Source organism: Escherichia sp. E4702 (genome assembly GCF_963883545.1).
Classification (GTDB): Bacteria; Pseudomonadota; Gammaproteobacteria; order Enterobacterales; family Enterobacteriaceae; genus Escherichia.
In genome coordinates this window covers 138,338-164,943 of sequence record NZ_CAWORF010000015.1, presented here as the reverse complement: position 1 = coordinate 164,943, position 26,606 = coordinate 138,338, and the positions used below count along the sequence as shown (strand labels likewise).

Below are 26,606 nucleotides of genomic sequence, written 5' to 3'. Positions count from 1 at the left end.
GGCGCATGAAAATGCCCACGTGAGATGTTTAACTGTTTTTTTCGGTAAACATATTTTTTATCGAGGTGATGTGAAATATATCACAGTGGTTGAAGTTTTTTATTGGCTTAACTGCCTGAAATTTAACAACTGGTGATTGACTCTGCCCCCTTTTCGTCATTGACTATATTGTCAGAAAAGGGGCTGGAAAATTTATTTTCACCAACACTTTTTTTGCCACAACACGAAGCGGTACTTTTTGCTATAACTTAAAAAGTAATATAATCATCTCAGGAAACTATTCATGCGTACCACATCAATTGCGAAAGTTGCGGCTTTATGCGGCTTGTTGGCTCTGTCAGGTTGTGCCTCTAAAATCACCCAGCCAGATAAATATTCTGGTTTTTTAAACAATTACTCCAACCTTCAAGAAACAACTTCAGCAACGGGCAAACCGGTATTACGCTGGGTTGATCCAAATTTTGATCAAAGTAAATATGACAGCATCGTCTGGAACCCAATCACCTATTATCCGGTGCCTAAACCTTCTACTCAGGTAGGGCAAAAAGTTCTGGATAGAATTTTGAGCTATACCAATACTGAAATGAAAGAAGCCATCTCACAGCGTAAACCACTGGTTACTACCGCTGGGCCTCGTAGTCTGATTTTCCGTGGTGCTATTACTGGTGTAGATACCAGCAACGAAGGGTTACAGTTCTATGAAGTTGTTCCTGTCGCATTAGTGGTAGCGGGGACGCAAATGGCGACGGGTCACCGTACCATGGATACCCGCCTGTACTTTGAAGGTGAGCTGATTGATGCGGCTACCAACAAACCGGTTATCAAAGTGGTTCGTCAGGGCGAAGGTAAGGACCTGAATAACGAAAGCACACCAATGGCTTTCGAAAATATTAAGCAAGTTATTGATGACATGGCGACCGACGCGACCATGTTTGACGTTAACAAAAAGTAATGCCAGTCGCGCCATCGCAAGATGGCGCTTCTGATTATCGGCTTCTGTCAGCGATCAAATTCAATACTACATAACAGACACCACCGGCAATTAACCCCCAAAATGCCGAGCCAATACCGACCAGCGTCAGCCCACTTGCCGTTACCAAAAAAGCCACCACAGCAGCATCGCGCTCACGCTCATTATGCAAAGCCTGATACAAACTGCCTCCGATGGTACTTAACAGCGCCAGACCAGCCAGCATCTGGATCCAACTTACGGGCAGGGCAGCCATCATCCCGGTAATGGCACTACCAAACAGACCTGCGAGCAAATAGAAAATGCCTGCAACGGCAGCTGCCAGCCAACGTTGATCTTTATCCGGATGCGCTTCCGGGCTTTGGCAAATAGCCGCGGTGATTGCCGCAATACCGACGGAATAAACGCCGAAAGGAGAAAACAGAAGCGCCAGTAATCCAGTAAATACAATCAATGGCGAAACAGGAGCTGAATACCCGGCGGCTTTCATCGCCGCAATCCCTGGCGCATTTTGCGATGCCATCGTCACCAGAAAAAGGGGGAGTGCAACGCTCAAACTGTGAGCAAACGAAAATTCAGGGGCGAGATAAGCGGGGAGAACTGGTTTGAAAACGATATCTTTTGTGACAACGTCACCTTGTGCGATAACGACCACGATCCCAACAATCATCGCCGCAATTACCGCATAACGCGGCGCAAAAGCCTTTGTCGCCAGCCACGCCAGCAACATACTACCGCATAACATAAACTGACCATCCAGGCTGGCAAACGCCTGTAAACCAAAGCGTAACAAAATTCCGGCCAGCATTGCCGCTGCCAGCGAGTGCGGAATAATACGCATCAGACGGGCGAATAATCCTGTCACACCACAGAGAACAATTAGCGCATTCGTGACAATAAAAACGCCGATGGCCTGGTTTAGCGTTAGTCCCTGTAACCCGGTGACCAGCAACGCAGCACCGGGTGTTGACCATGCGGTAAGAACAGGCACGCGATACCATAATGTCAGGGCAAGAGTACTGACGCCCATCGCCAGTCCCAGCGCCGTCATCCATCCGGAAATTTGCTCTGTGGTGGCTCCAGCGACGATCGCCGCTTGCCAGATTATTGCCGCAGAGCTGGCATAGCCAATCAGGACCGCCAGAAACCCTGCAAGCAGCGTGGGAGGAGGAATGGAAAACAGACGCATAGTTACCTCGTGCGTTATAGCGTACAGGCACCGTAGCATTTGTCCGTTATAACGCACAAGTGATAAACTCCCGTTTTGCAGGAGGAGTCGCATGGAAAATCTCGCTCGCTTTTTATCCACTACGCTTAAACATCTTCGTCAGCAGCGGGGCTGGAGTCTTTCGCGACTGGCAGAAGCGACGGGCGTTTCAAAAGCGATGTTAGGGCAGATTGAACGTAATGAATCCAGCCCGACGGTCGCAACATTATGGAAAATAGCTACCGGGATGAACGTACCGTTTTCGACGTTTATTTCGCCGCCGCAGACCGCTACGCCATCCGTTTATGATCCACAACAGCAGACAATGGTGATCACTTCTTTATTTCCTTATGATCCGCAACTCTGCTTTGAACATTTCTCGATCCTGATGGCCCCCGGTGCAATAAGCGAATCGACGCCGCACGAAAAGGGTGTTATCGAGCATGTTGTCGTCATTGATGGGCAGCTTGACCTGTGCGTTGGTGGTGAGTGGCGAAGCCTTAAAAGTGGAGAAGGTGAACGCTTTGCCGCAGATGTTGCCCATGCCTATTGCAACCGTGGCGAGCAAACCGTGCATTTTCATTCCATTATCCATTACCCGCGTAGTTGAACAGGAAAACTATTTCGCAACGTCGCGCTTGTGGCTAAAATAACCGCCTTTTTTCAGCTACTGGATAAGAAAGTGACCGTATCTTCTCATCGTCTTGAACTGTTAAGCCCGGCACGCGATGCTGCCATTGCCCGCGAAGCTATTTTGCACGGTGCCGATGCTGTTTATATCGGCGGCCCTGGTTTTGGTGCCCGTCATAACGCCAGTAATAGTCTGAAAGATATCGCCGAACTGGTGCCATTTGCCCATCGTTATGGTGCAAAAATTTTCGTCACGCTTAACACCATTTTGCATGACGACGAACTGGAACCGGCGCAACGACTGATTACCGATCTTTACCAGACAGGCGTAGATGCGCTGATTGTTCAGGACATGGGGATTCTGGAACTTGATATTCCGCCGATTGAACTGCACGCAAGTACGCAGTGTGATATTCGTACTGTAGAGAAAGCGAAGTTCCTCTCTGACGTTGGCTTTACCCAGATTGTGCTGGCGCGTGAACTTAACCTGGAGCAGATTCGTGCGATTCATCAGGCCACGGACGCGACTATTGAGTTCTTTATTCATGGCGCATTGTGTGTGGCATATTCAGGTCAGTGCTATATTTCTCATGCACAAACGGGACGTAGCGCCAACCGTGGTGATTGCTCCCAGGCGTGCCGTTTGCCATACACGTTGAAAGACGATCAGGGGCGGGTGGTTTCCTATGAAAAACATCTGCTGTCGATGAAAGATAACGATCAGACTGCCAACCTGGGCGCGTTGATCGATGCGGGCGTGCGTTCTTTCAAGATTGAAGGGCGTTACAAAGATATGAGCTACGTGAAGAATATCACCGCCCATTATCGCCAGATGCTGGATGCCATTATTGAAGAGCGCGGCGATCTGGCTCGTGCTTCATCAGGTCGTACTGAACATTTCTTTGTGCCATCGACGGAAAAGACTTTCCACCGTGGTAGCACAGATTATTTTGTGAATGCCCGTAAAGGCGATATTGGCGCGTTCGATTCGCCGAAATTTATCGGCCTGCCGGTGGGTGAAGTATTGAAAGTGGCGAAAGATCATCTCGATGTTGCCGTCACCGAGCCACTGGCAAATGGCGATGGCCTGAACGTAATGATTAAACGTGAAGTGGTTGGCTTTCGCGCCAATACGGTAGAGAAAACCGGAGAAAATCACTACCGCGTCTGGCCAAATGAAATGCCAGCAGATTTGCATAAAATTCGCCCACATCATCCGCTTAACCGTAACCTTGACCATAACTGGCAACAGGCACTGACGAAAACCTCCAGCGAGCGTCGGGTAGCGGTAGACATTGAACTGGGTGGCTGGCAAGAACAACTCATTCTGACGTTAACCAGCGAAGAGGGCGTGAGCATCACTCATACCCTGGATGGGCAGTTCGACGAAGCGAATAACGCCGAAAAAGCGCTGAATAACCTGAAAGATGGCCTGGCAAAACTGGGGCAAACCATCTATTACGCCCGCGATGTGCAAATTAATTTGCCGGGGGCGCTGTTTGTGCCAAACAGTCTGTTAAATCAGTTCCGCCGTGAAGCCGTCGAAATGCTGGATGCTGCACGTCTTGCCAGCTACCAGCGCGGCAGTCGTAAACCGGTTGCTGAACCTGCGCCGGTTTATCCGCAAACGCATTTGAGCTTCCTTGCTAACGTCTACAACCATAAAGCACGCGAGTTCTATCATCGCTATGGCGTACAACTGATTGATGCGGCGTATGAAGCGCATGAAGAGAAGGGCGAAGTCCCGGTGATGATCACCAAACACTGCCTGCGCTTTGCTTTCAATCTGTGTCCGAAACAGGCGAAAGGTAATATTAAAAGCTGGAAGGCAACGCCGATGCAACTGGTTAACGGTGATGAAGTACTAACGCTGAAGTTTGATTGCCGCCCGTGTGAGATGCACGTCATCGGAAAAATCAAAAATCATATTCTGAAAATGCCGTTACCGGGAAGCGTTGTCGCATCTGTAAGCCCGGATGATCTGCTGAAAACATTGCCGAAGCGGAAAGGATAAAACGCAAGCTTTCAGGGGTATTCACAACTCATTGAATCTGCATGATATTGTTGCCGGACAAGGCGTTCATGCCGCATCCGGCAACAAACGACTCAACGTTGTCCCGTTTCTGGTTTGCGTGATTTCTGCCAGTAATAATGCTCGCGCAAACCTTCCGCCGACTCTTCTGCCACAGCACGCAATTCATCGCTGTCCGCCTCATGACGCAGTTGATGATCCACATTCTTCACCCACAAAAATTCATGTCCTTTGTGTCCCGCCATGAGCTGTCCTGAGAACAGCGCACACGTTAATAAGACAACTGATAACGCTTTCGTAAACATCCCGCCACCCGTTTATTACACTTTGCCGCTATGATGCCGATAGTTTCTTTGAGTTATTATTCTGTTTTGCAAATTAGCGCAAAGAATTTCTGGAACCTGCCTTCCTGATTTGGCACTGCTTTCCACCATTGCGGCGAATTAGTGCTATTTTCGAGCAAATTAAAAAAGGAGGTAAACATTAATGTTTACTTTGTTGATATACTCAGCGGCAGGGAGGCGATGTGAAACAAAGCGAGTTCAGACGTTGGCTCGAATCTCAGGGCGTCGATGTGGCGAATGGCAGCCACCATTTGAAACTCAGGTTTCAGGGGCGACGTAGTGTCATGCCGCGTCACCCCAGTGACGAGATCAAAGAACCATTGCGTAAAGCAATCCTGAAACAACTCGGTTTAAATTAATCGCCATCAGAAGGTTAATGACATGCGAGAGACAGTCAAAATTATGCGTTATCCCGTCACTCTTACACCTGCGCCGGAAGGCGGTTATGTGGTTTCTTTTGTAGATATCCCTGAAGCGTTAACGCAGGGAGAAACTGTTGCTGAAGCGATGGAAGCAGCAAAAGATGCCTTACTCACCGCATTTGATTTTTATTTTGAAGATAACGAGCTAATTCCGTTACCTTCGCCATTAAATAACAACGATCACTTTATTGAAGTGCCTTTAAGTGTCGCTTCTAAGGTATTGCTGTTAAATGCTTTTTTACAGTCAGATATCACCCAGCAAGAGCTGGCGAGGCGGATTGGTAAACCCAGGCAGGAGATCACTCGCTTGTTTGATTTGCATCATGCGACAAAAATCGACGCCGTCCAGCTTGCGGCTAAAGCCCTGGGCAAAGAGTTATCGCTGGTAATGGTTTAATTACAGTTAACGTAAAGTTGTCATTTTTAACAACTGATATAGACTGCCGGATCACCTGCACATAATAACGATCCAATTAATGAAAAAATACCAGCAGCTCGCAGAACTATTACGTGAGCAAATTGCGTCAGGCATCTGGCAACCCGGCGACCGCCTGCCTTCTCTACGTGAACAGGTTGCGCTTTCTGGCATGAGCTTTATGACTGTCGGTCATGCTTATCAGTTGCTCGAAAGTCAGGGGTATATTATTGCGCGGCCGCAATCAGGTTATTACGTTGCGCCGCGCACGGTGAAATCACCGCAGGCACCTGCTATTCCGGTAACGCGTGATGAAACGGTCGATATTAACACCTATATTTTTGACATGTTGCAGGCCAGTCGCGATCCGTCGGTAGTACCGTTTGCTTCAGCCTTTCCCGATCCGCACCTGTTTCCGCTACAGCAACTGAACCGCTCACTGGCGCAGGTGAGTAAAACCGCCACGGCGATGAGCGTGATTGAAAACTTGCCGCCAGGGAATGCAGAACTGCGTCAGGCTATTGCTCGTCGCTATGCCTTACAAGGCATCACTATTTCTCCTGATGAAATTGTCATTACCGCCGGGGCGTTAGAGGCATTAAACCTCAGTTTGCAAGCGGTCACTGAACCGGGCGATTGGGTGATTGTCGAGAATCCTTGTTTCTACGGTGCGTTGCAGGCGCTGGAGCGGCTACGGTTGAAAGCGTTATCGGTGGCGACGGACGTTAAAGAAGGGATAGATCTTCAGGCGCTGGAACTGGCGTTACAGGAGTATCCGGTAAAAGCCTGCTGGCTGATGACTAATAGCCAGAATCCACTCGGATTTACCTTAACGCCACAGAAAAAAGCGCGGCTGGTAGCGTTGCTCAATCAGTACAACGTGATGTTAATTGAAGATGACGTTTACAGTGAGCTTTACTTTGGTCGGGAAAAACCGCTACCCGCGAAAGCGTGGGATCATCACGATGGTGTACTGCTTTGCTCATCATTTTCTAAATGTCTGGTGCCAGGTTTTCGCATTGGTTGGGTCGCCGCCGGAAAACATGCACGCAAAATCCAGCGATTGCAGTTGATGAGCACGCTTTCCACAAGTTCGCCAATGCAGCTTGCACTGGTGGATTACCTTTCTACTCGCCGTTACGATGCCCATCTTCGTCGTCTACGTCGCCAGCTTGCGGAACGTAAACAACGCGCCTGGCAGGCACTGCTGCGTTATCTGCCTGCGGAAGTCAAAATTCATCATAATGACAGCGGTTATTTTCTCTGGCTGGAGCTTCCCGAACCGTTAGATGCGGGCGAATTAAGTGTTCAGGCATTGGCGCATCACATCAGCATTGCGCCGGGTAAAATGTTTTCTACTGGCGAAAGTTGGTCACGTTTTTTCCGTTTTAATACTGCATGGCAGTGGGGGGAGCGCGAAGAACGGGCGGTTAAACAATTAGGTCACCTTATTAAAGAATACCTGAAATAGATCCCCATTTAATTTCTCTTAGGTTGGGTAATATGAATTTCTAATACAAGCTATATTTCCTAACCCCTTGTCTATACTCCAGAAGATAGCTTCTCAAACGGCATAATGCGCGTTAGCTCACATCCTGATTAAATTTTCTCGGGGGCGAGGGTGCGCCTGCAAGCAGCCGTCTATGGTTAAACAAGGAGATATTTTTACGGCACGGCGGCTGAACAATTAATTACGACAGGAGTAAGACTTTATGAGCAAGATATTTGCCCGCAGCAGCCTGTGTGCGCTTACCATGACATTAATGACCGCCCACGCCGCCGAACAGCCTACCAATTTAGATAAACCGGAAGGACGACTGGATATTATCGCCTGGCCGGGATACATCGAACGCGGACAAACCGATAAACAATACGACTGGGTGACGCAATTTGAAAAAGAAACAGGTTGCGCGGTCAATGTGAAAACTGCGGCGACTTCCGATGAAATGGTCAGCCTGATGACCAAAGGAGGTTACGATCTGGTCACGGCGTCCGGCGATGCCTCGCTGCGTTTGATTATGGGTAAACGCGTGCAGCCGATTAATACTGCATTGATTCCCAACTGGAAAACGCTCGATCCGCGCGTGGTTAAAGGCGACTGGTTTAACGTGGGCGGCAAAGTCTATGGCACGCCATATCAATGGGGTCCGAACCTGTTGATGTACAACACCAAAACCTTCCCGACACCACCAGATAGCTGGCAAGTGGTTTTTGTTGAGCAGAATCTACCGGACGGTCAGAGTAATAAAGGCCGCGTACAGGCTTATGACGGCCCTATCTACATTGCGGATGCTGCGCTGTTCGTCAAAGCGACTCAGCCGCAGTTGGGTATCTCCGATCCATACCAACTCACCGAACAACAATATCAGGCGGTACTGAAAGTGCTGCGCGATCAACATGGCTTGATCCATCGCTACTGGCATGACACCAGCGTGCAAATGAGCGATTTCAAGAACGAGGGCGTGGTGGCCTCCAGCGCCTGGCCGTATCAGGCCAACGCATTGAAAGGCGAAGGCCAACCGATCGCCACCGTCTTCCCGAAAGAGGGCGTTACCGGTTGGGCTGACACCACTATGTTACATAGCGAAGCGAAACATCCGGTTTGTGCCTACAAATGGATGAATTGGTCATTAACGCCGAAGGTGCAGGGCGATGTAGCGGCCTGGTTTGGTTCGCTGCCGGTAGTACCGGAAGGCTGCAAAGCCAGTCCGTTGCTGGGTGATAAAGGCTGTGAAACCAACGGCTTTAACTATTTCGATAAAATTGCCTTCTGGAAAACGCCTATAGCCGAAGGGGGCAAGTTTGTTCCCTACAGTCGCTGGACGCAGGATTACATTGCCATTATGGGCGGTCGCTAACTTCGCTGGGGTGTTATATGACGTACGCAGTGGAGTTTGACAACGTCTCGCGGTTGTACGGCGACGTGCGCGCGGTAGATGGCGTCAGTATTGCGATAAAAGATGGTGAGTTCTTCTCTATGCTGGGACCGTCCGGTTCCGGCAAAACCACCTGCCTGCGCCTGATTGCTGGCTTCGAACAGCTTTCCGGCGGGGCGATTGCTATCTTCGGCAAACCGGCCAGTAATCTACCGCCGTGGGAGCGGGACGTGAATACCGTCTTCCAGGACTACGCGCTGTTTCCCCATATGTCGATTCTCGAGAATGTGGCCTACGGGCTGATGGTTAAAGGCGTGGATAAAAAGCAGCGCTACGCAATGGCGCAAGAGGCGCTGGAGAAAGTGGCGTTGGGGTTTGTACAGCAACGTAAACCGTCACAGCTTTCTGGTGGTCAGCGCCAGCGAGTCGCCATCGCCAGAGCACTGGTGAACGAACCGCGCGTGTTGTTGCTGGATGAACCGCTCGGCGCGCTGGATCTCAAATTGCGTGAGCAAATGCAGCTTGAGCTGAAAAAGCTGCAACAGTCTCTCGGTATCACTTTTATTTTCGTTACCCACGATCAGGGCGAAGCGTTGTCGATGTCCGATCGTGTGGCGGTTTTCAATAATGGACGCATTGAGCAGGTCGATTCCCCGCGCGATCTCTATATGCGCCCGCGCACGCCGTTTGTTGCGGGATTCGTCGGGACATCCAACGTTTTTGATCCGCTAATGGCCGAGAATCTTTGCGGCATGATGGGCAGTTTTGCCCTGCGGCCGGAACATATTCGCCTGAATACACCTGGTGAAGTGCAGGCCAATGGCACGATTCAGGCGGTGCAATATCAGGGGGCAACCACACGTTTTGAACTGAAACTTAACAGTGGTGAAAAACTGCTGGTTAGCCAGGCAAATGTAACGGGCGAAGACTTACCCAACACGCTCACGGCGGGTCAACAGGTGATGGTTTCCTGGGCGCGTGATGTGATGGTGCCACTGGTTGAGGAGAGGTGAATGGTGATGAACGTCTTGCAATCACCTTCACGTCCTGGTCTGGGTAAGGTGTCCGGTTTCTTCTGGCGTAATCCGGGGCTGGGGCTGTTTTTGCTGCTGCTTGGCCCGCTAATGTGGTTTGGTATCGTCTATTTCGGCTCGCTGCTGACGCTGTTATGGCAGGGCTTTTATACCTTTGACGATTTCACCATGTCGGTAACGCCGGAACTGACGCTGGCGAATATCCGTGCGCTGTTTAATCCGGCGAATTACGACATCATTCTCCGCACACTGACAATGGCTGTGGCAGTCACTATCGCCAGTGCTATTCTGGCCTTTCCGATGGCGTGGTATATGGCGCGCTATACCAGCGGCAAAATGAAAGCGTTCTTTTACATTGCGGTGATGTTGCCCATGTGGGCAAGCTACATTGTTAAAGCCTATGCCTGGACCTTATTGCTGGCTAAAGACGGTGTGGCGCAGTGGTTTTTACAACATCTGGGGCTGGAGCCACTACTCACGGCATTTCTCACACTACCGGCAGTGGGTGGTAATACGCTGTCAACTTCCGGGCTGGGGCGCTTTCTGGTGTTTCTCTATATCTGGCTGCCGTTCATGATCCTGCCCGTGCAGGCGGCGCTTGAGCGTTTGCCGCCGTCATTGTTGCAGGCGTCGGCCGATCTTGGCGCGCGTCCACGGCAAACCTTTCGCTATGTGGTGCTGCCGCTGGCGATCCCGGGTATTGCCGCTGGCTCTATCTTTACCTTCTCACTCACACTGGGCGACTTTATCGTCCCGCAGCTGGTTGGCCCGCCAGGGTATTTTATCGGCAATATGGTCTACTCCCAGCAGGGGGCGATTGGCAATATGCCGATGGCTGCGGCTTTTACTCTGGTGCCGATAGTCCTTATCGCACTCTATCTGGCGTTCGTGAAACGTCTGGGAGCGTTCGATGCACTCTGAACGCGCACCGTTTTTCCTCAAACTGGCGGCCTGGGGCGGCGTGGTTTTCCTACATTTTCCCATCCTTATTATTGCTGCCTATGCTTTTAATACTGAAGAAGCAGCATTTAGCTTCCCCCCGCAAGGTCTGACACTGCGCTGGTTTAGCGTGGCAGCACAGCGTAGTGATATTCTTGATGCCGTGACACTGTCACTTAAAGTGGCGGCGCTGGCAACATTAATTGCGCTGGTGTTAGGGACGCTGGCAGCTGCCGCGCTGTGGCGACGAGACTTTTTCGGCAAAAACGCCATTTCTCTGTTACTGCTGCTGCCCATTGCGCTGCCAGGCATTGTCACTGGTCTGGCGTTATTAACCGCGTTTAAAACCATCAATCTGGAGCCGGGATTTTTCACCATCGTGGTCGGGCATGCGACTTTTTGTGTTGTGGTGGTATTTAACAATGTCATTGCCCGTTTTCGCCGCACCTCGTGGAGTCTGGTTGAGGCGTCAATGGATCTTGGGGCCAATGGCTGGCAAACCTTTCGTTATGTGGTTTTGCCGAATCTTAGTTCGGCGCTACTGGCAGGAGGGATGCTGGCGTTTGCCTTGTCGTTCGATGAAATCATCGTTACGACCTTTACGGCAGGTCATGAACGAACGTTACCGTTGTGGTTGCTCAATCAGCTTGGGCGACCACGTGATGTACCGGTAACCAACGTGGTGGCACTGCTGGTTATGTTGGTAACAACCTTGCCGATCCTGGGGGCCTGGTGGCTAACCCGCGAAGGCGACAATGGTCAATAACCACTGATACAGGAATATGCTATGCAACATAAGTTACTGATTAACGGAGAACTGGTTAGCGGCGAAGGGGAAAAACAGCCTGTCTATAATCCGGCAACGGGGGACGTTTTACTGGAGATTGCCGAGGCATCGGCAGAACAGGTGGATGCTGCTGTTCGCGCGGCAGATGCAGCATTTGCCGAATGGGGGCAAACCACGCCGAAGGTGCGCGCAGAATGCCTGCTTAAACTGGCTGATGTTATCGAAGAAAATGGTCAGGTTTTTGCCGAACTGGAGTCCCGTAACTGTGGCAAACCGCTGCATAGTGCGTTCAATGATGAAATCCCGGCGATTGTCGATGTCTTTCGCTTTTTCGCCGGTGCGGCGCGCTGTCTGAATGGTCTGGCGGCAGGTGAATATCTCGAGGGACATACTTCTATGATCCGCCGCGATCCGTTGGGAGTTGTGGCTTCTATTGCACCCTGGAACTACCCATTGATGATGGCAGCATGGAAACTGGCTCCGGCACTGGCGGCGGGGAACTGCGTGGTACTTAAACCATCAGAAATCACGCCGCTGACCGCACTAAAACTTGCAGAGTTGGCGAAAGATATCTTCCCGCCGGGCGTGATCAACGTACTGTTTGGCCGGGGCCAGACCGTGGGCGATCCACTGACCGGGCATCAAAAAGTGCGTATGGTTTCGCTGACGGGGTCCATCGCCACCGGTGAGCACATCATCAGCCATACCGCGCCATCCATTAAGCGCACTCACATGGAGTTAGGCGGCAAAGCGCCTGTCATTGTTTTTGATGATGCTGATATTGAAGCTGTGGTCGAAGGTGTACGCACGTTTGGTTATTACAACGCTGGACAGGATTGCACCGCAGCTTGTCGAATCTACGCGCAAAAAGGCATTTACGATGCGCTGGTGGAAAAACTCGGCGCCGCTGTCGCAACCTTGAAATCGGGCGCGCCGGATGACGAATCAACAGAACTGGGGCCGTTGAGTTCCCTGGCTCATCTCGACCGCGTCAGCAAAGCAGTGGAAGAGGCGAAAGCGACGGGACACATTAAAGTGATCACCGGCGGGGAGAAACGAAAAGGTAACGGTTATTACTATGCGCCGACGCTGCTGGCAGGCGCGTTGCAACAAGATGCTATCGTTCAAAGAGAGGTATTTGGTCCAGTGGTGAGCGTGACTGTCTTCGATAATGAAGAACAGGTAGTGAACTGGGCAAATGACAGCCAGTATGGTTTAGCCTCTTCAGTGTGGACGAAAGATGTAGGTCGGGCGCATCGCGTTAGTGCACGTCTGCAATATGGCTGCACGTGGGTCAATACCCATTTCATGCTGGTAAGTGAAATGCCGCACGGTGGTCAGAAACTTTCAGGTTACGGCAAGGATATGTCACTTTATGGGCTGGAGGATTACACCGTTGTCCGCCACGTAATGGTTAAACATTAAGGATAATATTGTAGCCAGGGAGAGTGTGAGAAGATCTAACGCACTGTCAGAGAGTTGATATCTCTCTGACAGTGTGTACTGCGTGCAATATCGCTACATCAAATAAACCAACCAAATCTCATAGAGATAAGAGCAAACAATCCAACAGCAGCAAAGAGATTTATAAGCACAACAGTTCTACTGGAAACATTCATATTTTGCCACCTTTTGTCATAGCCCCTATGTGTATAGTACGGGTTAAGTAAATCCGCAATAATACTCATTCTGAAGATGGACAAGGGCAGCTCCCGGGTTATGGAAATATCTCAAATGGGTTGTAAAACTTGATGTACATCAAAAAATAACGCATATTTGCGCGCGTTTTATTCCTCTGGCTGGACGCCCGTACATGTCTCTTTATCAATACCTGCTTGTTTTTTATGCTGTTATGGCAGCTATCGCGTTTGTTATTACCTGGTTTCTTTCCCACGAGAAGAAGCACATTCGTTTTCTGAGCGCCTTCCTGGTGGCGGTGACCTGGCCGATGAGTTTTCCAGTGGCGCTGCTGTTTTCGCTGTTTTAAATCTTGAGCACTAGCTTGACGGCACAACGCAGACTTATATCATTTGGGAGAATCGATAATTTTCACAAGTGGCTAAGGAGAAAGTATGTCGCATCTGGAAGAGGTCATCGCACGCGTGGATGCAGCGATTGATGAGAGCGTCATTGCCCATATGAACGAATTATTAATCGCCCTGAGCGATGACGCAGAGTTAAGTCGGGAAGAACGTTACACTCAGCAGCAACGTCTGCGTACAGCAATCGCTCATCACGGGCGTAAGCATAAAGAAGATATGGAAGCTCGCCACGAACAGTTAACCAAAGGCGGCACTATCCTGTGATTAAAACGAGCGTCTGGCCACCAACCAGGCGCCAACCACAAGTAAAATTGCGCCACAAATTGGGCCGATCAACGCCCGTAATGGCACGCCATGGCTACGCAAAATATCCAGCACCAGCCCTCCAATCAACTGACTGGCGACCAGTACTGCAATGGTCGTTGCCGCGCCAACGTTTTGATATCCGCTGATACTGGCAAAGACAAAAAATGATCCCAGCAAGCCAGGAATCAGTGTCCACCAACGCACGCTGGAAACCAATTCGCCAAACCCTGCCATCCCTTGTTTAAACCATAAAATGGAGACGAATAGCACAATCCCCACCAGGGAGTTCAGCAGCATGGCGATGAGAATGGTTGAGGACGTCTGGGTGATGCGCACCATCAGCGTGTTTTGCACCACCAGCCAATTCCGGCGGCAATCAAAAAGGCAAGGGTGAGCGACTGATTCATCCAATCGCGTCCGGTTCAGTGCGCTCGTCGAGTTGCAACTGCATAAATGTCAGATCCAGCCAACGACCAAATTTAGTGCCTACCTGCGGCATTTGTGCGGTGACGACAAATCCCAGCGACTGGTGGAGATGCAGCGAGGCCTGATTTTGCGATTCGATCCCGGCGACCATGACATGCTTCCCGCAATCCCGCGCTTCATCAATCAATCGGCTTAACAATTTACGCCCAAGACCTTTGCCCTGATGATCTGGATGGACATAAACCGAATGTTCCACGGTATGGCGAAAACCATCGAAACTACGCCAGTCGCCAAACGAGGCATATCCAGTCACTACGCCGTTTTCCTCGCTCACCAGCACCGGATAACCTGCTAAAGTCCGCGCTTCAAACCAGGCAATGCGGTTATCTGCATCCACTGTTTGGTCATTCCAGATAGCCGCCGTATACAACACGGCGTGGTTATAAATTTCCGCAATAGCAGCACAATCGGCTTTGCAGGCAAAACGGATGGACATGTCTGGCCTCGATTAAATATTGATGATGATGTTATCAATACTATCGAAAACAGCCCGAAGCAACGGATTCCTCGAGGAAATTATCGCGTGTCGCAGAGGGGATGTGACGGCTGCAAACAAAACCAATCCTGCGAGCCTGCTACTATTGATGGATTCATGCCAAAAGCACAGGAGAGCATTATGGGGCAACAAAAGCAGCGTAACCGCCGTTGGGTTCTGGCCTCGCGTCCGCATGGCGCGCCGGTTCCCGAGAATTTCCGTCTTGAAGAAGATGATGTCGCCACACCGGGTGAAGGGCAGGTGTTACTGCGCACAGTTTATTTGTCACTGGACCCGTATATGCGTGGACGTATGAGCGATGAGCCATCTTATTCACCGCCGGTTGATATTGGCGGGGTGATGGTCGGCGGTACGGTGAGCCGTGTCGTGGAGTCGAATCATCCTGATTACCAGCCCGGCGACTGGGTACTGGGCTACAGTGGATGGCAGGACTATGACATATCCAGTGGCGGTGATCTGGTGAAACTTGGCGATCATCCGGAAAATCCTTCGTGGTCGCTGGGTGTGCTGGGGATGCCTGGCTTTACCGCTTATATGGGCCTGCTGGATATCGGTCAGCCCAAAGAGGGCGAAACGTTGGTGGTAGCTGCGGCGACAGGACCAGTGGGTGCGACGGTGGGGCAAATCGGAAACTTAAAGGTTGTAGGGTAGTTGGGGTGGCCGGTGGCGCGGAAAAATGCCGCCATGCTACCGAGGTGCTGGGCTTCGATGTTTGCCTTGACCACCACGCGGATGATTTTGCCGGGCAGCTGGCGAAAGCGTGTCCGAAAGGGATTGATATCTATTATGAAAACGTTGGCGGGAAGGTGTTTGATGCAGTGCTACCTTTACTTAATACATCCGCGCGTATTCCCGTCTGCGGCTTAGTGAGCGGCTATAACGCCACAGAACTACCGTCCGGTCCGGATCGTTTACCCCTGTTGATGGCAACAGTGCTGAAAAAACGCATTCGCTTGCAAGGGTTTATTATTAGTCAGGATTATGGACACCGCATCCATGAGTTTCAGCAAGAGATGGGGCAGTGGGTAAAAGAGGGAAAAATTCACTATCGTGAACAAGTTACCAACGGTTTGGAGAACGCCCCACAGACGTTTATTGGCCTGCTGAACGGCAAAAACTTCGGTAAAGTTGTTATTCGCGTCGCGGGTGATGACTAAAGATACGACGGCGGCGTAAAGCCGCCACAAAAATCCAGGCAAAAATCTTATTTCCAGCTTTAATTAACTAACCACATCACTGTTCGACGGCTAATAACAATAAAGATGAGTGGATAATGATTATTCAGCTTCATACACCAGGTAAACGACTTCTGCTATACCGGCAGAGTTGGAACGAATACACGTGAAGGAAATAACATGCCTGGAACGGAAAAAATACCGCATATCAGTTTGACTATGCAGGTTGAGAACGACCTAAAACATCAGCTTAGTATTGGCGCACTGAAACCTGGCGCACGCTTGATCACTAAAAATCTGGCGGAGCAATTAGGCATGAGTATTACACCTGTACGTGAAGCACTATTACGCCTGGTTTCGGTTAATGCGCTCTCTGTCGCACCTGCACAAGCATTTACAGTACCGGAAGTGAGGCAAAGTCAATTAGACGAAATCAATCGGATCCGCTACGAACTGGAATTAATGGCAGTTGCCCAGGCTGTTGAAAACATTTCCTCGCAAGACATAGCGGAACTACAGGAATTGCTCGAGAAATTACAGCAGGCGCAAGAAAATGGCGATATGGAACAACTCATTAATGCAAACAGACTATTCCGCTTAGCGATTTATTATCGCTCAAATATGCCCATCCTGTGTGAAATGATTGAGCAATTATGGGTCAGGATGGGACCTGGTTTACATTATCTTTATGAAGCGATTAATCCAGCGGAATTACGTGAGCGTATAGAAAGCTATCATGTACTATTCGCCGCGTTAAAAGCAAAAGACAAAGAGGGATGCAGACATTGTCTTGCTGAAATTATGCAAAAAAACGTTGCTATGTTGTGCCAGCAATACAGCCGTTAAATTAAAAATGCCCGGCAAATACCGGGCATCAATGTGGTTATTCAAACCGCCAGGCGAAATTTACTCCAATACCATAATTACGCCCGGGAGCTGGTTCGTAATATCGACCATTTGATTCATTAACAATCACCGATCCGACATATTCTTTATCGAATAAATTATCGACACGACCAAATAAATCCACAGTTAAACTGTGGTAATTGTATTTATACCCGGTGAATAAGCCGACGAGAGTATAAGACGGCGCTTTGGCCGTATTTTCATCATCTGCCATAATATTGCCCATATAACGCGCTTCCGTGCCTGCATACCAGCCTTCTTCCGGCACATACCCCAAAGACGCAAAGCCCATATTACGGGCGATCCCAGGCATCCGGTTACCGTTACAGTCCTGATCATTACAAACATTGCTGCGATATGTGGCATCAAGCCAGGTCCATGACGCTTTTACGCGGAAATCTCTGGCGAAACGTTGATCCCACGCCAGTTCAGCGCCTTGACGACGGGTCTTTCCGGCATTTTTATACGTGGTGCGTCCACCGCTACTGCTATCGACAACTATTTCATCATCGGTGTCGGTCTGGAACAATGCGAGACTAAGCAATCCATCACCAATACGCGTTTTACTGCCGATCTCAATCGTATCGTTGGTGGAAGGTTTTAAACCAAAGTTCATACCGCTTTGCCCATCAGCGCGATAAGACAACTCATTAATCGTCGGTGTTTCAAAACCGCGCCCGGCTGCCAGATAGATATTCCAGGCATCGGTCATCGCATATTTTAGCGATCCGGCTGGTAGCCATTTGTGATAACTGGCATCACCGCTGTCATCGCCGTTACCCGGAGTAACGTAATGGTCGTTGGAATCAAACCACACGGAGCTGTAGCGCACGCCAGCATCCAGCGACAGTTTTTCGCTCAGCTGCCACTGCGTCTGTAAATAGGGATCGACGTTCCACATCAGATTGCGTTCGTCGCGGCGCAACTCACCTTTTTGCCCGTATTCCGGCACGCCGCTATTCAGTCGGAAGTTATTGTAGCCTTTGCGGTTTTCGCTCATGTTTTCGTAGTTCAGGCCGGTAGTGAACGTGACCGGAACGCCCAGCTCGCCACGGTGTGTCCAGCGGCTGTCTATCCCCTGATAATGGCGTTGCAGAGTAATCACGCCGCCCGCATGCGACGGGTTAAGTTGTGGTGCCATCGGGATTGACTGGTACTGGGTCGTTTCTCGCTCTCCGGCATACATCATCACACTCATATCATCTTGCGCGCTCAGGCTACGCTCATAGCGCAACCCAGCCTGAGTTTGCTTGATGGTTTTTCGCGTGTCGTACTGTTCAGCGCGTGGCGCTTGTTGCGGATTCGCCTTCCATTCTGCTTCGGTTAATCCACCAGGATCATCTGCTTTGATATCCACGCTGTTGAAAATCAGGCTTAATTTGCTGGCGTCATCAATCCGTACGCCCAGTTTGGCATTGGCTAAATTTTTCTGTGCACCACTATGGTCACGATAGCCGTGAGTCGTAAAGCGTGTGGTTGAGACGGTGTAATCGACATCGCCGGGCTGTGTGCCGTCGCCCCTTGCGCCCGTTGCTTTCAGCCCATAGCGCCAGCTGCCAAAACTGCCATAGTAACTACTGGCTTCAATGGTTGGCGGTTGCTGTCCGGTTTGAGTAGTGACATTCATCACCCCACCAGACGCGTTGCCATACAGGGCAGAGAAGGGGCCACGCAGCACTTCCACATTTTGCACACTGCTTAAATCGATGTTGGATGTTTGCCCTTGTCCGTCGGGCATGGTGGCGGGAATACCGTCCACATACAGGCGAATACCGCGAATTCCGTAAGTGGAACGGGAGCCAAATCCGCGAATCGACAGCTGTAAATCTTGCGCATAGTTCTGCCGGTTTTGTACCTGCAAACCAGGCACGCTGGTCAGTGATTCAGACAAATTGATGCGCGGTGTTGCCAGGCGCATCTCCTCGCCATCCACCACGCTTACTGCTGCTGGCGTATCCAGCTCGGAAATCACTTGTGGCGCGGCACTGACAATCATGGTTTGTTCATTGGTTGCAAAAGCGGAAGGGGAAAGGGCAATCAGTGCGGGCAAAACAGTCTGTCGGATGGAGAAAATCTTCATGAAAAAAGCCAGGTTAAGAATGGGAATACGCCGTCATGGTAATAAAATTGTAAACTTATGGAAAACGAAACGGCACAATACGTTAAGTAATTGAGAAAATTGTAGTCGTAACGACAAGAAATACTCCACATTTGAGAAAATAATGATTACCATTCCCATTTATAACAAGAGTGTAACGATGATTACGCTCAGCGAAGCATTGTGAAGCAGCAAAAATATCGGTTCATCAAAGGGAGTCGTCATGCATTTACGTCATCTGTTTTCATCGCGCCTGCGTGGTTCATTACTGTTAGGTTCATTGCTCGTTGCTTCATCATTCAGTACGCAGGCCGCAGAAGAAATGCTGCGTAAAGCGGTAGGTAAAGGTGCCTACGAAATGGCTTATAGCCAGCAGGAGAACGCGCTGTGGCTTGCTACTTCGCAAAGCCGCAAACTGGATAAAGGCGGCGTGGTTTATCGTCTCGATCCGGTCACTCTGGAAGTGACTCTGGCGATTCATAACGATCTCAAGCCATTTGGCGCCACCATTAACAACGCTACTCAAACGTTGTGGTTTGGTAACACCGTAAACAGCGCGGTCACGGCGATAGATGCCAAAACGGGCGAAGTGAAAGGGCGTCTGGTACTGGATGACCGTAAGCGCACGGAAGAGGTGCGCCCGCTGCAACCGCGTGAACTGGTGGCAGACGATGCCACGAACACGGTTTACATCAGTGGTATTGGCAAAGAGAGCGTGATTTGGGTCGTTGATGGCGAGAACATCAAACTGAAAACCGCCATCCAGAACACCGGTAAAATGAGCACTGGTTTAGCGCTGGATAGTAAAGGCAAACGTCTTTACACCACTAACGCTGACGGCGAATTGATTACCATCGACACCGCCGACAATAAAATCCTCAGCCGTAAAAAGCTGCTGGATGACGGCAAAGAGCACTTCTTTATCAACATCAGCCTTGATACCGCCAGGCAGCGTGCATTTATCACCGATTCTAAAGCGGCAGAAGTGTTAGTGGTCGATACCCGTAATGGCAATATTCTGGCGAAGGTTGCGGCACCGGAATCACTGGCTGTGCTGTTTAACCCGGCGCGTAATGAAGCCTACGTGACGCATCGTCAGGCGGGTAAAGTTAGTGTGATTGATGCGAAAAGCTATAAGGTGGTGAAAACGTTCGATACGCCGACTCATCCGAATAGCCTGGCGCTGTCTGCCGATGGCAAAACGCTGTATGTCAGTGTTAAACAAAAATCCACTAAACAGCAGGAAGCTACCCAGCCGGACGATGTGATTCGTATTGCGCTGTAATCGACACAGGGGAGTTTGTCTTTCGTAGGCCGGATGCGGCGCTAGCGCCGCATCCGGCTTTAAACCGGGAATTTTTGCAATTAACTCGCCGTTTCAGGCTTAAACACAATTTCCTGTTTTTCTTCATCTTCCTCGATGACTGGCGCAGTGCTGTGAATTTCGGCAACGCGTTTGCGCACACCAAACCAACCCACAACCAGCAAAATACCGATAATCGGCAGCGCCGCGATGGTATAAGTCCCGTTCGGGTAATCGAACGCCATCAGCACCAGGACACTCAGTAAAAACAGTAATGTCAGCCAGGAAGTGAAGGGCGCGCCAGGCAGTTTAAAACTGACATCCGCTGCTTTGCCTTCTTTAATCGCTTTACGCAGGCGCATCTGGCACACGATGATAAACGCCCACGAGGCGATGATTCCCAGCGACGCGAAGTTCAGGACAATCTCAAATACGCGAGACGGCACCAGATAGTTGAGGAATACGCCAACAACATAAACGACCAGCGTCGCCAGAATCCCGGCATACGGCACATGCTGACGGCTCATTTTCGCCATAAAACTCGGTGCGGAACCGCCCATCGCCATCGAGCGCAGAATACGTCCGGTGCAGTACAGACCTGAGTTCAGGCTGGAGAGGGCAGCGGTCAGCACCACAATGTTCATAATGCTGCCTATGTACGGCACACCCAGTTTAGAGAAAAACGTCACGAACGGACTTTGCCCCGCCTGATACGCGCTCCACGGCAATAACATAACCAGCAACACCACGGAGCCGACGTAAAACAGGCCAATACGCCAAATCACACTGTTAATCGCTTTAGGTACCATGGTCTGCGGATCTTTACATTCTCCGGCCGCTGTACCCACCATTTCAATGGAGGCAAAAGCAAACACTACGCCCTGAATCAACACCAAAGCAGGCAGCAGACCGTGGGGGAAGAAACCACCGTTATCGGTAATCAAATGAAAGCCAGTCGTGTTGCCATCCAGCGGCTGACCGCTACCGAGGAACACTGTACCCACGACCAAAAAGGTCACAATGGCGAGCACTTTAATAAGCGCAAACCAGAACTCCATCTCCGCAAACCATTTCACACCGATCATGTTCATGGTGCCAACGATGGTCAGCGCAGCGAGCGCAAAGACCCACTGCGGCACGCCACCAAATGCGCCCCAGTAATGCATATACAGTGCGACGGCGGTGATATCGACAATCCCCGTCATCGCCCAGTTAATGAAGTACATCCAACCGGCAACATAAGCGGCTTTCTCACCCAAAAACTCACGGGCATAGGAGACAAAGCTGCCACTGGAAGGGCGATGTAATACCAACTCACCCAGCGCGCGCAGAATAAAAACGAAAACAGGCCGCAGATTAAATAGACCAGTGCCAGCGCTGGCCCTGCCATTTGCAGTCGGGCTCCCGCGCCTAAAAACAAACCAGTACCAATCGCGCCGCCAATGGCGATCATCTGCACCTGACGATTGCCCATCGCTTTGTGATACCCCTCTTCGTGGGCATTAAGCCAGCGGCGTTTCGCGGCGTGTTGATCTGAAGTGTCGGTGTCGTGTTTACTCATTGCTCTCCCTGATTGCTTTAATGAAAACGTCATATAAGTTGCCATGAACAATGTTTATTCATCCTGGCGATGACAAGATTCACCATTATTCTTTATGGGTATAACTGTCGGCGCAGAATCCTACCCGTTATCGTGTAACGATGCAAAATAATCCCGCTATAAATGTGTGGGGATAATGGCGGCTAGCGACAAAGTCGCAACCTGATGAAATTATGACGGAAAAACCACTTTTGGTTCGATGATACTCGACGGTCGCCGACTTTTTCACCACTCGTTCGTCGCTCTGAGCGCCAGTGGTTTCAGTGGACACTGGGGGGGTCTTCGCTGATTATCATTGAATAGTGAGGGACTAACGCATGACGGGCTTTAGGGGTAATACGCCAAATACCAATACAATTGCTGACTAGATGTACCAGTTACCGACGTTACAGAAAGTGTCAAAAAATGTAAGAGTGATATTGGGTGATAAATGCGCTATTGCCCAACAGAAACTTCTTGAATTAATCCTGTTCCAGGGACATTACAACCCTTAAAACATTACTTCAATATAATTAATGTGTATATCATTCTCGATATTAATTTATGAAGTGAATTTGATATATTCCGAATTCTTAATTTACATTACTAATGTATGGGGCATAACGTTAAGATGGCTATGTGCAGATTAAGATATCAGGGTGGGGCGGTAGCGTTTACAGATATTAATTAATTGATGAAAATTATGTTATCCGTGTAATCATTTACATTAACTATTGATATTGAAGATGGATAAATAAAGATGCTGAGAACTAATGTTAAGGAATCGTAATGGAAATCGTTGAGAACTTGCTTTGATTTCATTGTCTATGAAGATGATGCCATCAATACTGCACAAAGTAGAAATGTTGAACATCAAAGAGAACCCTATTTAATAAATAATAAAATAGCGTTTGTTTTTTATCTGAAAAATATTATCTCCAGGAGGAAGGATATGTCATTAAGGAGAATGACATCTGGTGAATTAACATTAGCCAGATCGATTTTTGAGAATACAATTGATTATAACAAAGTATGGATCCATAATGAAAAATATTTGCCAGGTCAAGGGGAAAGAACCGCGATGACCCCAAACGGGGAAATGTATTATCCTGATGCTGTTTATAGTTCAGATTTTTCATCGCAAGCAATGCCTGGTGGTCGTGAAACAGTAGCAGGTGCTTCTCACTTGTTTATTCATGAAATGATGCATGTTTGGCAATATCAGAAAGGGTATTCAGTTAAGTTGCGTGGTTTATTTTCCTGGGCAGCAAATTATCATTACGATCTTAATTTACAGTCAATTGCTTCTTATTCCATGGAACAACAAGCGTCTATAGTTGCTGATTATTGGCTGTTGATTAACTATGGACTGGTAGCTGATTTGGCAAATGTTAAGTATGTAGGTGATACAACTGAGTCAGTGAATACTCTATCGGAAAAATACAAAAATGTGCTTGGTTTATTTCCTGCGGGCGTCATATGAAGAGATTTTTTTTGTTGCTCTTTTTGTCGGGATGTACTGTTGGTGATTATGTTCGCCCATTGTTGCCTGGTAATATATATTTACAAGACGGACGGGTTTGTTCAAAACCAGACGATGGGAATATGATTTCAAATTACATTTTATATGAAGGTAAATATGGCAATGCAATAAAACTGAAAAGAGTGACTGGTCAGTTCGATCCCGTATGTATTGACATAAGTGAGCTATCTTCAGATGTTATTTATATCGGAAAATACATGCTCTCTTCCGGAAGTAAAAAAGAATACTATGGTTTTAGCATAATTAGATCAGGAGAACGTATTTTAAGACTTGATGATAATCATATCAAATGACAAATTAAATAATTCCATTGGTTTTATTAATGTGTTTCAGATGAATGTTTTCACTAGGTTAACATGACGGTGCATTCTTCATGGTATATATGGTTGATAGTTTCTTAGTAGCACTCATAAGTATTGATGTATTTTATGCCAGGCGAATATATTGCATATTTTCTTTTCTGTAAGATTTCTTATTAGCAGTGAACCATTTCTAGTTAAAAGGATTAATTATGAGTTTTACAGCTACAGATTATCCATCCGGCGCACTAGTTGGATCGGGTACACATAACGTGACTTTGAGCGGCAGCGCAGTTCCTGATGGAATGTTACTGTTTGCAAGCTTGGGGGGTACAGAAACAGTAGGGGAACTATTTACTTATTCTATTAAATTAAAAACGCCTGACACCCTGAACCTGGGCTATGTTTCCCCCGCAGCCAACCTGCAGCTCAAACCGATGGTGGGCAAAGATCTGTGCGTCCATATCGAATTGGATGGCGGAGGAAAACGTTATATCAGCGGGCTGGTGACGGCAGCACGCGTGGCTGGTCACCAAGGACGTTCGGTGGTGTATGAACTGCGGATCGAACCGTGGTTAAAAATACTGACCCACACTAGTGACTACAAAGCGTTTCAGAATAAAAACGTGGTGGACATTCTGGATGAGGTACTGGATGAGTACCCCTGGCCAGTCGAAAAACGACTGGTGGAAAATTATCCGACTCGCGCCTGGCAGGTGCAGTACGGTGAAACAGATTTCGATTTTATTCAGCGCCTGATGCAGGAGTGGGGTATCTACTGGTGGTTTGAGCACAGCGAGAACAGTCACACGTTAGTGCTGGCTGATGCCATTAATGTCCACAAGGCATGCGCAGATTCGCCGCTGGTGTGTTATTACCAGAAAGGGCTGAAACTGGACAAGGAGTTTATCCATACCATCACAGCAAATGAAAGCCTGCGCAGCGGACAGTGGGTGCTGAATGATTTCGACTTTATGAAGCCGCGTTCACTGCTGAAGAGCACCGTGGCTAATCCGCGTGAAACCGGCCTTGCTGAATATGAGCACTATGAATGGCCGGGAGACTACTTCACAAAGAGTGAAGGTGAAATGCTGACACGCATCCGCATGGAAGAACAGCGGAGCCCCGGTAGTCGGGTACAGGGCAGCGGCAATATTCGTACCCTGATGACAGGTTTTACCTTCACCCTGGAAAACTATCCGACAGCCGAAGTGAACCGGGAATATCTGCTGGCACAGACCACGCTATTTATACAGGACAATGCGCAACACAGCGGCCAGGAGCAGCACTTCTCTTACTCAACCAGCTTTGAGTTACATCCCACCAATGAAGTTTACCGTCCGCAGCGAACCCTGAGCAAACCCCACACCAAAGGCCCACAGAGCGCCATCGTGACCGGCCCGGCGGGACAGGAAATCTGGACAGATAAATATGGCCGGGTGAAAGTTCAGTTTGGCTGGGATCGTTACGGTAAGAATGATGAAAACAGTTCCTGCTGGGTCCGTGTCAGTTATCCGTGGGCGGGTAAAGGATTCGGTGGCATTCAGATCCCGCGCATTGGTCAGGAAGTTCTGGTGGATTTCAAAAATGGTGATCCGGATTTACCCATTATCGTGGGGCGGACATACAACCAGGACACCATGCCACCGTGGGGACTACCGGGCGCAGCGACGCAAAGCGGGTTTTACAGCCACACCATCGGCGGCGGCCCAACCAATGCTAACGCCCTGCGTTTTGAGGATAAAACTGGCGGAGAAGAAATCTGGTTGCATGCCGAGAAAGATCAACGCATTGAAGTAAATAATAATGAAAGCCATTGGGTGGGCAATAATCGCCTTAAAGTCATTGATAAAACAGAAACTGCGATTATTGGTGAGAAACGTTCTCTAACAGTCCAGACAGATGATATCTCTCTCGCCGGAGGGGATAAAACAATTCAGACAGTGCAGAATTTACGCCTTGCTGCGGGAGATTCCATTATTCTTAGCTGCGGAGAAACTATCCTGCAAATGACCAGTGACGGGATATTTAATATAACCTGTAAGAACTTTAATATTACTGCAACAGAAAATGGGAAAATAAATACACAATCAGGGCAGCTTGATTTAAATATGAATAACAGAGCGGCAGATATACCTCCGCCTGGAGCATTAGAGAAAACAGCCCTTCAGACGGCAATAGACGTTACCTTCATGACTAAAAAATAAATAAAAACCAATCCATAAACAATTCATTTATTAAAAAGGACTCATGCCATTATGACGGAGTATTATCTTAATGAAGCTGTTGTAACTTTTCCTGGAAATATTATTCAGGATAGTACCATTAATATGCTGCGGCTCAGCAATCCCGACGCCGCACTAATTATCAGCCGGGGCCAGATGCAGGAAGGAGACGAATTAGCATCTCAGGTTGAACAGCAAATGAAAAAGCTGGAAAAGCAGGTAAAAGAACTGCGCTACACGCCCGTGCAGGTGACCCGCGTGGGGGTTAATGACGCAGAGGAAGGGCTGGAGATACAGAGCCAGTTTCTCCGGGGTAACGAGCATGTGTACCAGTGTCAGGTGGCATTTGTATTGCCGGGTGAGCGGGTCATGATGGCCTTCACCTACGCCAGAACCACACCGCTGACCCCGGCTGATATGACGCGCTGGGCTGAAATTAAAAAGAATCTGCGCTTCAGGATACGGCAGGAAGCCAGGACGAATTAATCACAC

The 26,606-nt window shown here is 49.1% G+C and carries 24 protein-coding genes and 3 pseudogenes; 20 read left to right on the top strand and 7 right to left on the bottom strand.

Features of this window, described 5'->3' with window-relative positions:
• Positions 1-283: 283 nt before the first annotated feature.
• Positions 284-952 carry a DUF3313 domain-containing protein gene (locus AACU94_RS09140; protein ID WP_130219290.1) on the top strand — a complete coding sequence of 223 codons (669 nt, stop codon included), beginning with the start codon at positions 284-286 and terminating at the stop codon, positions 950-952.
• Positions 953-986: 34 nt separating this feature from the next.
• Here the strand turns inward: AACU94_RS09140 and ydcO are convergent, their stop codons facing one another.
• A complete protein-coding gene (ydcO, locus tag AACU94_RS09135; RefSeq protein ID WP_135489319.1) occupies positions 987-2,198 on the bottom strand; it encodes a BenE family transporter YdcO in 1,212 nt (403 codons plus the stop codon).
• A gap of 52 nt (positions 2,199-2,250) precedes the next feature.
• Here ydcO and AACU94_RS09130 point away from each other — a divergent pair, with 52 nt between their 5' ends.
• Both AACU94_RS09130 and rlhA read left to right on the top strand, forming a co-directional pair.
• Positions 2,251-2,787, top strand: a complete 537-nt coding sequence (locus AACU94_RS09130; protein ID WP_135404335.1) for a helix-turn-helix domain-containing protein — start codon at positions 2,251-2,253, stop codon at positions 2,785-2,787.
• Positions 2,788-2,859: 72 nt separating this feature from the next.
• Positions 2,860-4,821 carry a 23S rRNA 5-hydroxycytidine C2501 synthase gene (gene rlhA / locus AACU94_RS09125; protein ID WP_130219334.1) on the top strand — a complete coding sequence of 654 codons (1,962 nt, stop codon included), beginning with the start codon at positions 2,860-2,862 and terminating at the stop codon, positions 4,819-4,821.
• Between the two features lie 92 nt (positions 4,822-4,913).
• Here rlhA and AACU94_RS09120 read toward each other — a convergent pair whose 3' ends face one another.
• Complete coding sequence (locus AACU94_RS09120) at positions 4,914-5,144, bottom strand: YncJ family protein (protein ID WP_130219296.1); 231 nt, start codon at positions 5,142-5,144, stop codon at positions 4,914-4,916.
• Positions 5,145-5,365: 221 nt separating this feature from the next.
• Here AACU94_RS09120 and AACU94_RS09115 point away from each other — a divergent pair, with 221 nt between their 5' ends.
• The 8 genes from AACU94_RS09115 (at position 5,366) to patD (ending at position 13,081) form a co-directional block, all read left to right on the top strand.
• Positions 5,366-5,542 carry a type II toxin-antitoxin system HicA family toxin gene (locus tag AACU94_RS09115; RefSeq protein ID WP_135489312.1) on the top strand — a complete coding sequence of 59 codons (177 nt, stop codon included), beginning with the start codon at positions 5,366-5,368 and terminating at the stop codon, positions 5,540-5,542.
• A gap of 43 nt (positions 5,543-5,585) precedes the next feature.
• The gene (gene hicB, locus AACU94_RS09110; RefSeq protein ID WP_130219336.1) at positions 5,586-6,002 is read left to right on the top strand and encodes a type II toxin-antitoxin system antitoxin HicB; all 417 of its coding nucleotides are present in this window, start codon (positions 5,586-5,588) and stop codon (positions 6,000-6,002) included.
• A gap of 79 nt (positions 6,003-6,081) precedes the next feature.
• A complete protein-coding gene (locus AACU94_RS09105; protein WP_135489311.1) occupies positions 6,082-7,491 on the top strand; it encodes an aminotransferase-like domain-containing protein in 1,410 nt (469 codons plus the stop codon).
• A 241-nt stretch (positions 7,492-7,732) separates the two neighbouring features.
• Positions 7,733-8,878 (top strand): putative ABC transporter substrate-binding protein YdcS, encoded by a 1,146-nt coding sequence (gene ydcS, locus AACU94_RS09100; protein ID WP_135489310.1) that lies wholly within the window; start codon positions 7,733-7,735, stop codon positions 8,876-8,878.
• A gap of 17 nt (positions 8,879-8,895) precedes the next feature.
• Positions 8,896-9,909, top strand: coding sequence for an ABC transporter ATP-binding protein (locus AACU94_RS09095; RefSeq protein ID WP_130222682.1), 1,014 nt, complete (start codon positions 8,896-8,898; stop codon positions 9,907-9,909).
• Positions 9,910-10,851: an ABC transporter permease gene (locus tag AACU94_RS09090; RefSeq protein WP_023156078.1), complete on the top strand. Its 942-nt coding sequence runs from the start codon at positions 9,910-9,912 to the stop codon at positions 10,849-10,851.
• Entirely contained in the window at positions 10,841-11,635 is a 795-nt protein-coding gene (locus tag AACU94_RS09085; protein WP_130260846.1) for an ABC transporter permease, read from the top strand. The genes AACU94_RS09090 and AACU94_RS09085 overlap by 11 nt, the downstream gene beginning before the upstream one ends.
• Before the next feature lie 21 nt (positions 11,636-11,656).
• Entirely contained in the window at positions 11,657-13,081 is a 1,425-nt protein-coding gene (gene patD / locus AACU94_RS09080; RefSeq protein ID WP_135489309.1) for an aminobutyraldehyde dehydrogenase, read from the top strand.
• A gap of 98 nt (positions 13,082-13,179) precedes the next feature.
• On the opposite strand, the gene yncL is transcribed toward patD, so the two are convergent.
• Positions 13,180-13,275: a stress response membrane protein YncL gene (gene yncL / locus AACU94_RS09075; RefSeq protein ID WP_074399477.1), complete on the bottom strand. Its 96-nt coding sequence runs from the start codon at positions 13,273-13,275 to the stop codon at positions 13,180-13,182.
• A 194-nt stretch (positions 13,276-13,469) separates the two neighbouring features.
• Here yncL and AACU94_RS09070 point away from each other — a divergent pair, with 194 nt between their 5' ends.
• Positions 13,470-13,643 carry a GhoT/OrtT family toxin gene (locus tag AACU94_RS09070; RefSeq protein WP_130219308.1) on the top strand — a complete coding sequence of 58 codons (174 nt, stop codon included), beginning with the start codon at positions 13,470-13,472 and terminating at the stop codon, positions 13,641-13,643.
• An 85-nt stretch (positions 13,644-13,728) separates the two neighbouring features.
• Positions 13,729-13,962 (top strand): DUF2526 family protein YdcY, encoded by a 234-nt coding sequence (gene ydcY, locus AACU94_RS09065; RefSeq protein WP_113649882.1) that lies wholly within the window; start codon positions 13,729-13,731, stop codon positions 13,960-13,962.
• Here the strand turns inward: ydcY and AACU94_RS09060 are convergent.
• Both AACU94_RS09060 and AACU94_RS09055 read right to left on the bottom strand, forming a co-directional pair.
• Positions 13,963-14,411 (bottom strand): annotated as a pseudogene (locus AACU94_RS09060) (DMT family transporter). It lies immediately after the preceding gene.
• Entirely contained in the window at positions 14,408-14,926 is a 519-nt protein-coding gene (locus AACU94_RS09055; protein WP_130222672.1) for a GNAT family N-acetyltransferase, read from the bottom strand. Before AACU94_RS09055 ends, AACU94_RS09060 begins: the two are co-directional and overlap by 4 nt.
• 180 nt (positions 14,927-15,106) lie before the next feature.
• On the opposite strand from AACU94_RS09055, the pseudogene curA reads away from it, so the two are divergent.
• Positions 15,107-16,143: pseudogene (curA, locus tag AACU94_RS09050) on the top strand (NADPH-dependent curcumin/dihydrocurcumin reductase).
• A gap of 198 nt (positions 16,144-16,341) precedes the next feature.
• Complete coding sequence (gene mcbR / locus AACU94_RS09045; protein WP_130222660.1) at positions 16,342-17,007, top strand: colanic acid/biofilm transcriptional regulator McbR; 666 nt, start codon at positions 16,342-16,344, stop codon at positions 17,005-17,007.
• 37 nt (positions 17,008-17,044) lie between these two features.
• Here mcbR and pqqU read toward each other — a convergent pair whose 3' ends face one another.
• Entirely contained in the window at positions 17,045-19,147 is a 2,103-nt protein-coding gene (pqqU, locus tag AACU94_RS09040) for a TonB-dependent receptor PqqU (RefSeq protein ID WP_135489308.1), read from the bottom strand.
• Between the two features lie 241 nt (positions 19,148-19,388).
• Between pqqU and yncE the strand changes: the two genes are divergently transcribed.
• The gene (gene yncE / locus AACU94_RS09035) at positions 19,389-20,450 is read left to right on the top strand and encodes a 7-bladed beta-propeller protein YncE (protein ID WP_130219320.1); all 1,062 of its coding nucleotides are present in this window, start codon (positions 19,389-19,391) and stop codon (positions 20,448-20,450) included.
• A gap of 80 nt (positions 20,451-20,530) precedes the next feature.
• Here yncE and ansP read toward each other — a convergent pair.
• Positions 20,531-22,029 (bottom strand): annotated as a pseudogene (gene ansP / locus AACU94_RS09030) (L-asparagine permease).
• Positions 22,030-22,999: 970 nt separating this feature from the next.
• On the opposite strand from ansP, the gene AACU94_RS09025 reads away from it, so the two are divergent.
• The 4 genes from AACU94_RS09025 (at position 23,000) to AACU94_RS09010 (ending at position 26,600) form a co-directional block, all read left to right on the top strand.
• Positions 23,000-23,530, top strand: coding sequence for a type IV secretion protein Rhs (locus AACU94_RS09025; RefSeq protein WP_130219324.1), 531 nt, complete (start codon positions 23,000-23,002; stop codon positions 23,528-23,530).
• Entirely contained in the window at positions 23,527-23,883 is a 357-nt protein-coding gene (locus AACU94_RS09020) for a hypothetical protein (RefSeq protein WP_130219326.1), read from the top strand. Before AACU94_RS09025 ends, AACU94_RS09020 begins: the two co-directional genes overlap by 4 nt.
• A gap of 218 nt (positions 23,884-24,101) precedes the next feature.
• The gene (locus AACU94_RS09015; RefSeq protein WP_135489307.1) at positions 24,102-26,096 is read left to right on the top strand and encodes a type VI secretion system Vgr family protein; all 1,995 of its coding nucleotides are present in this window, start codon (positions 24,102-24,104) and stop codon (positions 26,094-26,096) included.
• Between the two features lie 51 nt (positions 26,097-26,147).
• Positions 26,148-26,600, top strand: a complete 453-nt coding sequence (locus tag AACU94_RS09010) for a DcrB-related protein (RefSeq protein WP_135404348.1) — start codon at positions 26,148-26,150, stop codon at positions 26,598-26,600.
• Positions 26,601-26,606 lie beyond the last annotated feature (6 nt).

Coding starts and splice junctions, on each gene's coding strand:
- AACU94_RS09140 (WP_130219290.1), top strand. CDS start 284: ATGCGTACCACATCAATTGCGAAAGTTGCGGCTTTATGCGGCTTGTTG.
- ydcO (WP_135489319.1), bottom strand. CDS start 2,198: ATGCTACGGTGCCTGTACGCTATAACGCACGAGGTAACTATGCGTCTG.
- AACU94_RS09130 (WP_135404335.1), top strand. CDS start 2,251: ATGGAAAATCTCGCTCGCTTTTTATCCACTACGCTTAAACATCTTCGT.
- AACU94_RS09120 (WP_130219296.1), bottom strand. CDS start 5,144: ATGTTTACGAAAGCGTTATCAGTTGTCTTATTAACGTGTGCGCTGTTC.
- hicB (WP_130219336.1), top strand. CDS start 5,586: ATGCGTTATCCCGTCACTCTTACACCTGCGCCGGAAGGCGGTTATGTG.
- AACU94_RS09105 (WP_135489311.1), top strand. CDS start 6,082: ATGAAAAAATACCAGCAGCTCGCAGAACTATTACGTGAGCAAATTGCG.
- ydcS (WP_135489310.1), top strand. CDS start 7,733: ATGAGCAAGATATTTGCCCGCAGCAGCCTGTGTGCGCTTACCATGACA.
- AACU94_RS09095 (WP_130222682.1), top strand. CDS start 8,896: ATGACGTACGCAGTGGAGTTTGACAACGTCTCGCGGTTGTACGGCGAC.
- AACU94_RS09090 (WP_023156078.1), top strand. CDS start 9,910: ATGGTGATGAACGTCTTGCAATCACCTTCACGTCCTGGTCTGGGTAAG.
- AACU94_RS09085 (WP_130260846.1), top strand. CDS start 10,841: ATGCACTCTGAACGCGCACCGTTTTTCCTCAAACTGGCGGCCTGGGGC.
- patD (WP_135489309.1), top strand. CDS start 11,657: ATGCAACATAAGTTACTGATTAACGGAGAACTGGTTAGCGGCGAAGGG.
- yncL (WP_074399477.1), bottom strand. CDS start 13,275: ATGAATGTTTCCAGTAGAACTGTTGTGCTTATAAATCTCTTTGCTGCT.
- AACU94_RS09070 (WP_130219308.1), top strand. CDS start 13,470: ATGTCTCTTTATCAATACCTGCTTGTTTTTTATGCTGTTATGGCAGCT.
- ydcY (WP_113649882.1), top strand. CDS start 13,729: ATGTCGCATCTGGAAGAGGTCATCGCACGCGTGGATGCAGCGATTGAT.
- AACU94_RS09055 (WP_130222672.1), bottom strand. CDS start 14,926: ATGTCCATCCGTTTTGCCTGCAAAGCCGATTGTGCTGCTATTGCGGAA.
- mcbR (WP_130222660.1), top strand. CDS start 16,342: ATGCCTGGAACGGAAAAAATACCGCATATCAGTTTGACTATGCAGGTT.
- pqqU (WP_135489308.1), bottom strand. CDS start 19,147: ATGAAGATTTTCTCCATCCGACAGACTGTTTTGCCCGCACTGATTGCC.
- yncE (WP_130219320.1), top strand. CDS start 19,389: ATGCATTTACGTCATCTGTTTTCATCGCGCCTGCGTGGTTCATTACTG.
- AACU94_RS09025 (WP_130219324.1), top strand. CDS start 23,000: ATGTCATTAAGGAGAATGACATCTGGTGAATTAACATTAGCCAGATCG.
- AACU94_RS09020 (WP_130219326.1), top strand. CDS start 23,527: ATGAAGAGATTTTTTTTGTTGCTCTTTTTGTCGGGATGTACTGTTGGT.
- AACU94_RS09015 (WP_135489307.1), top strand. CDS start 24,102: ATGAGTTTTACAGCTACAGATTATCCATCCGGCGCACTAGTTGGATCG.
- AACU94_RS09010 (WP_135404348.1), top strand. CDS start 26,148: ATGACGGAGTATTATCTTAATGAAGCTGTTGTAACTTTTCCTGGAAAT.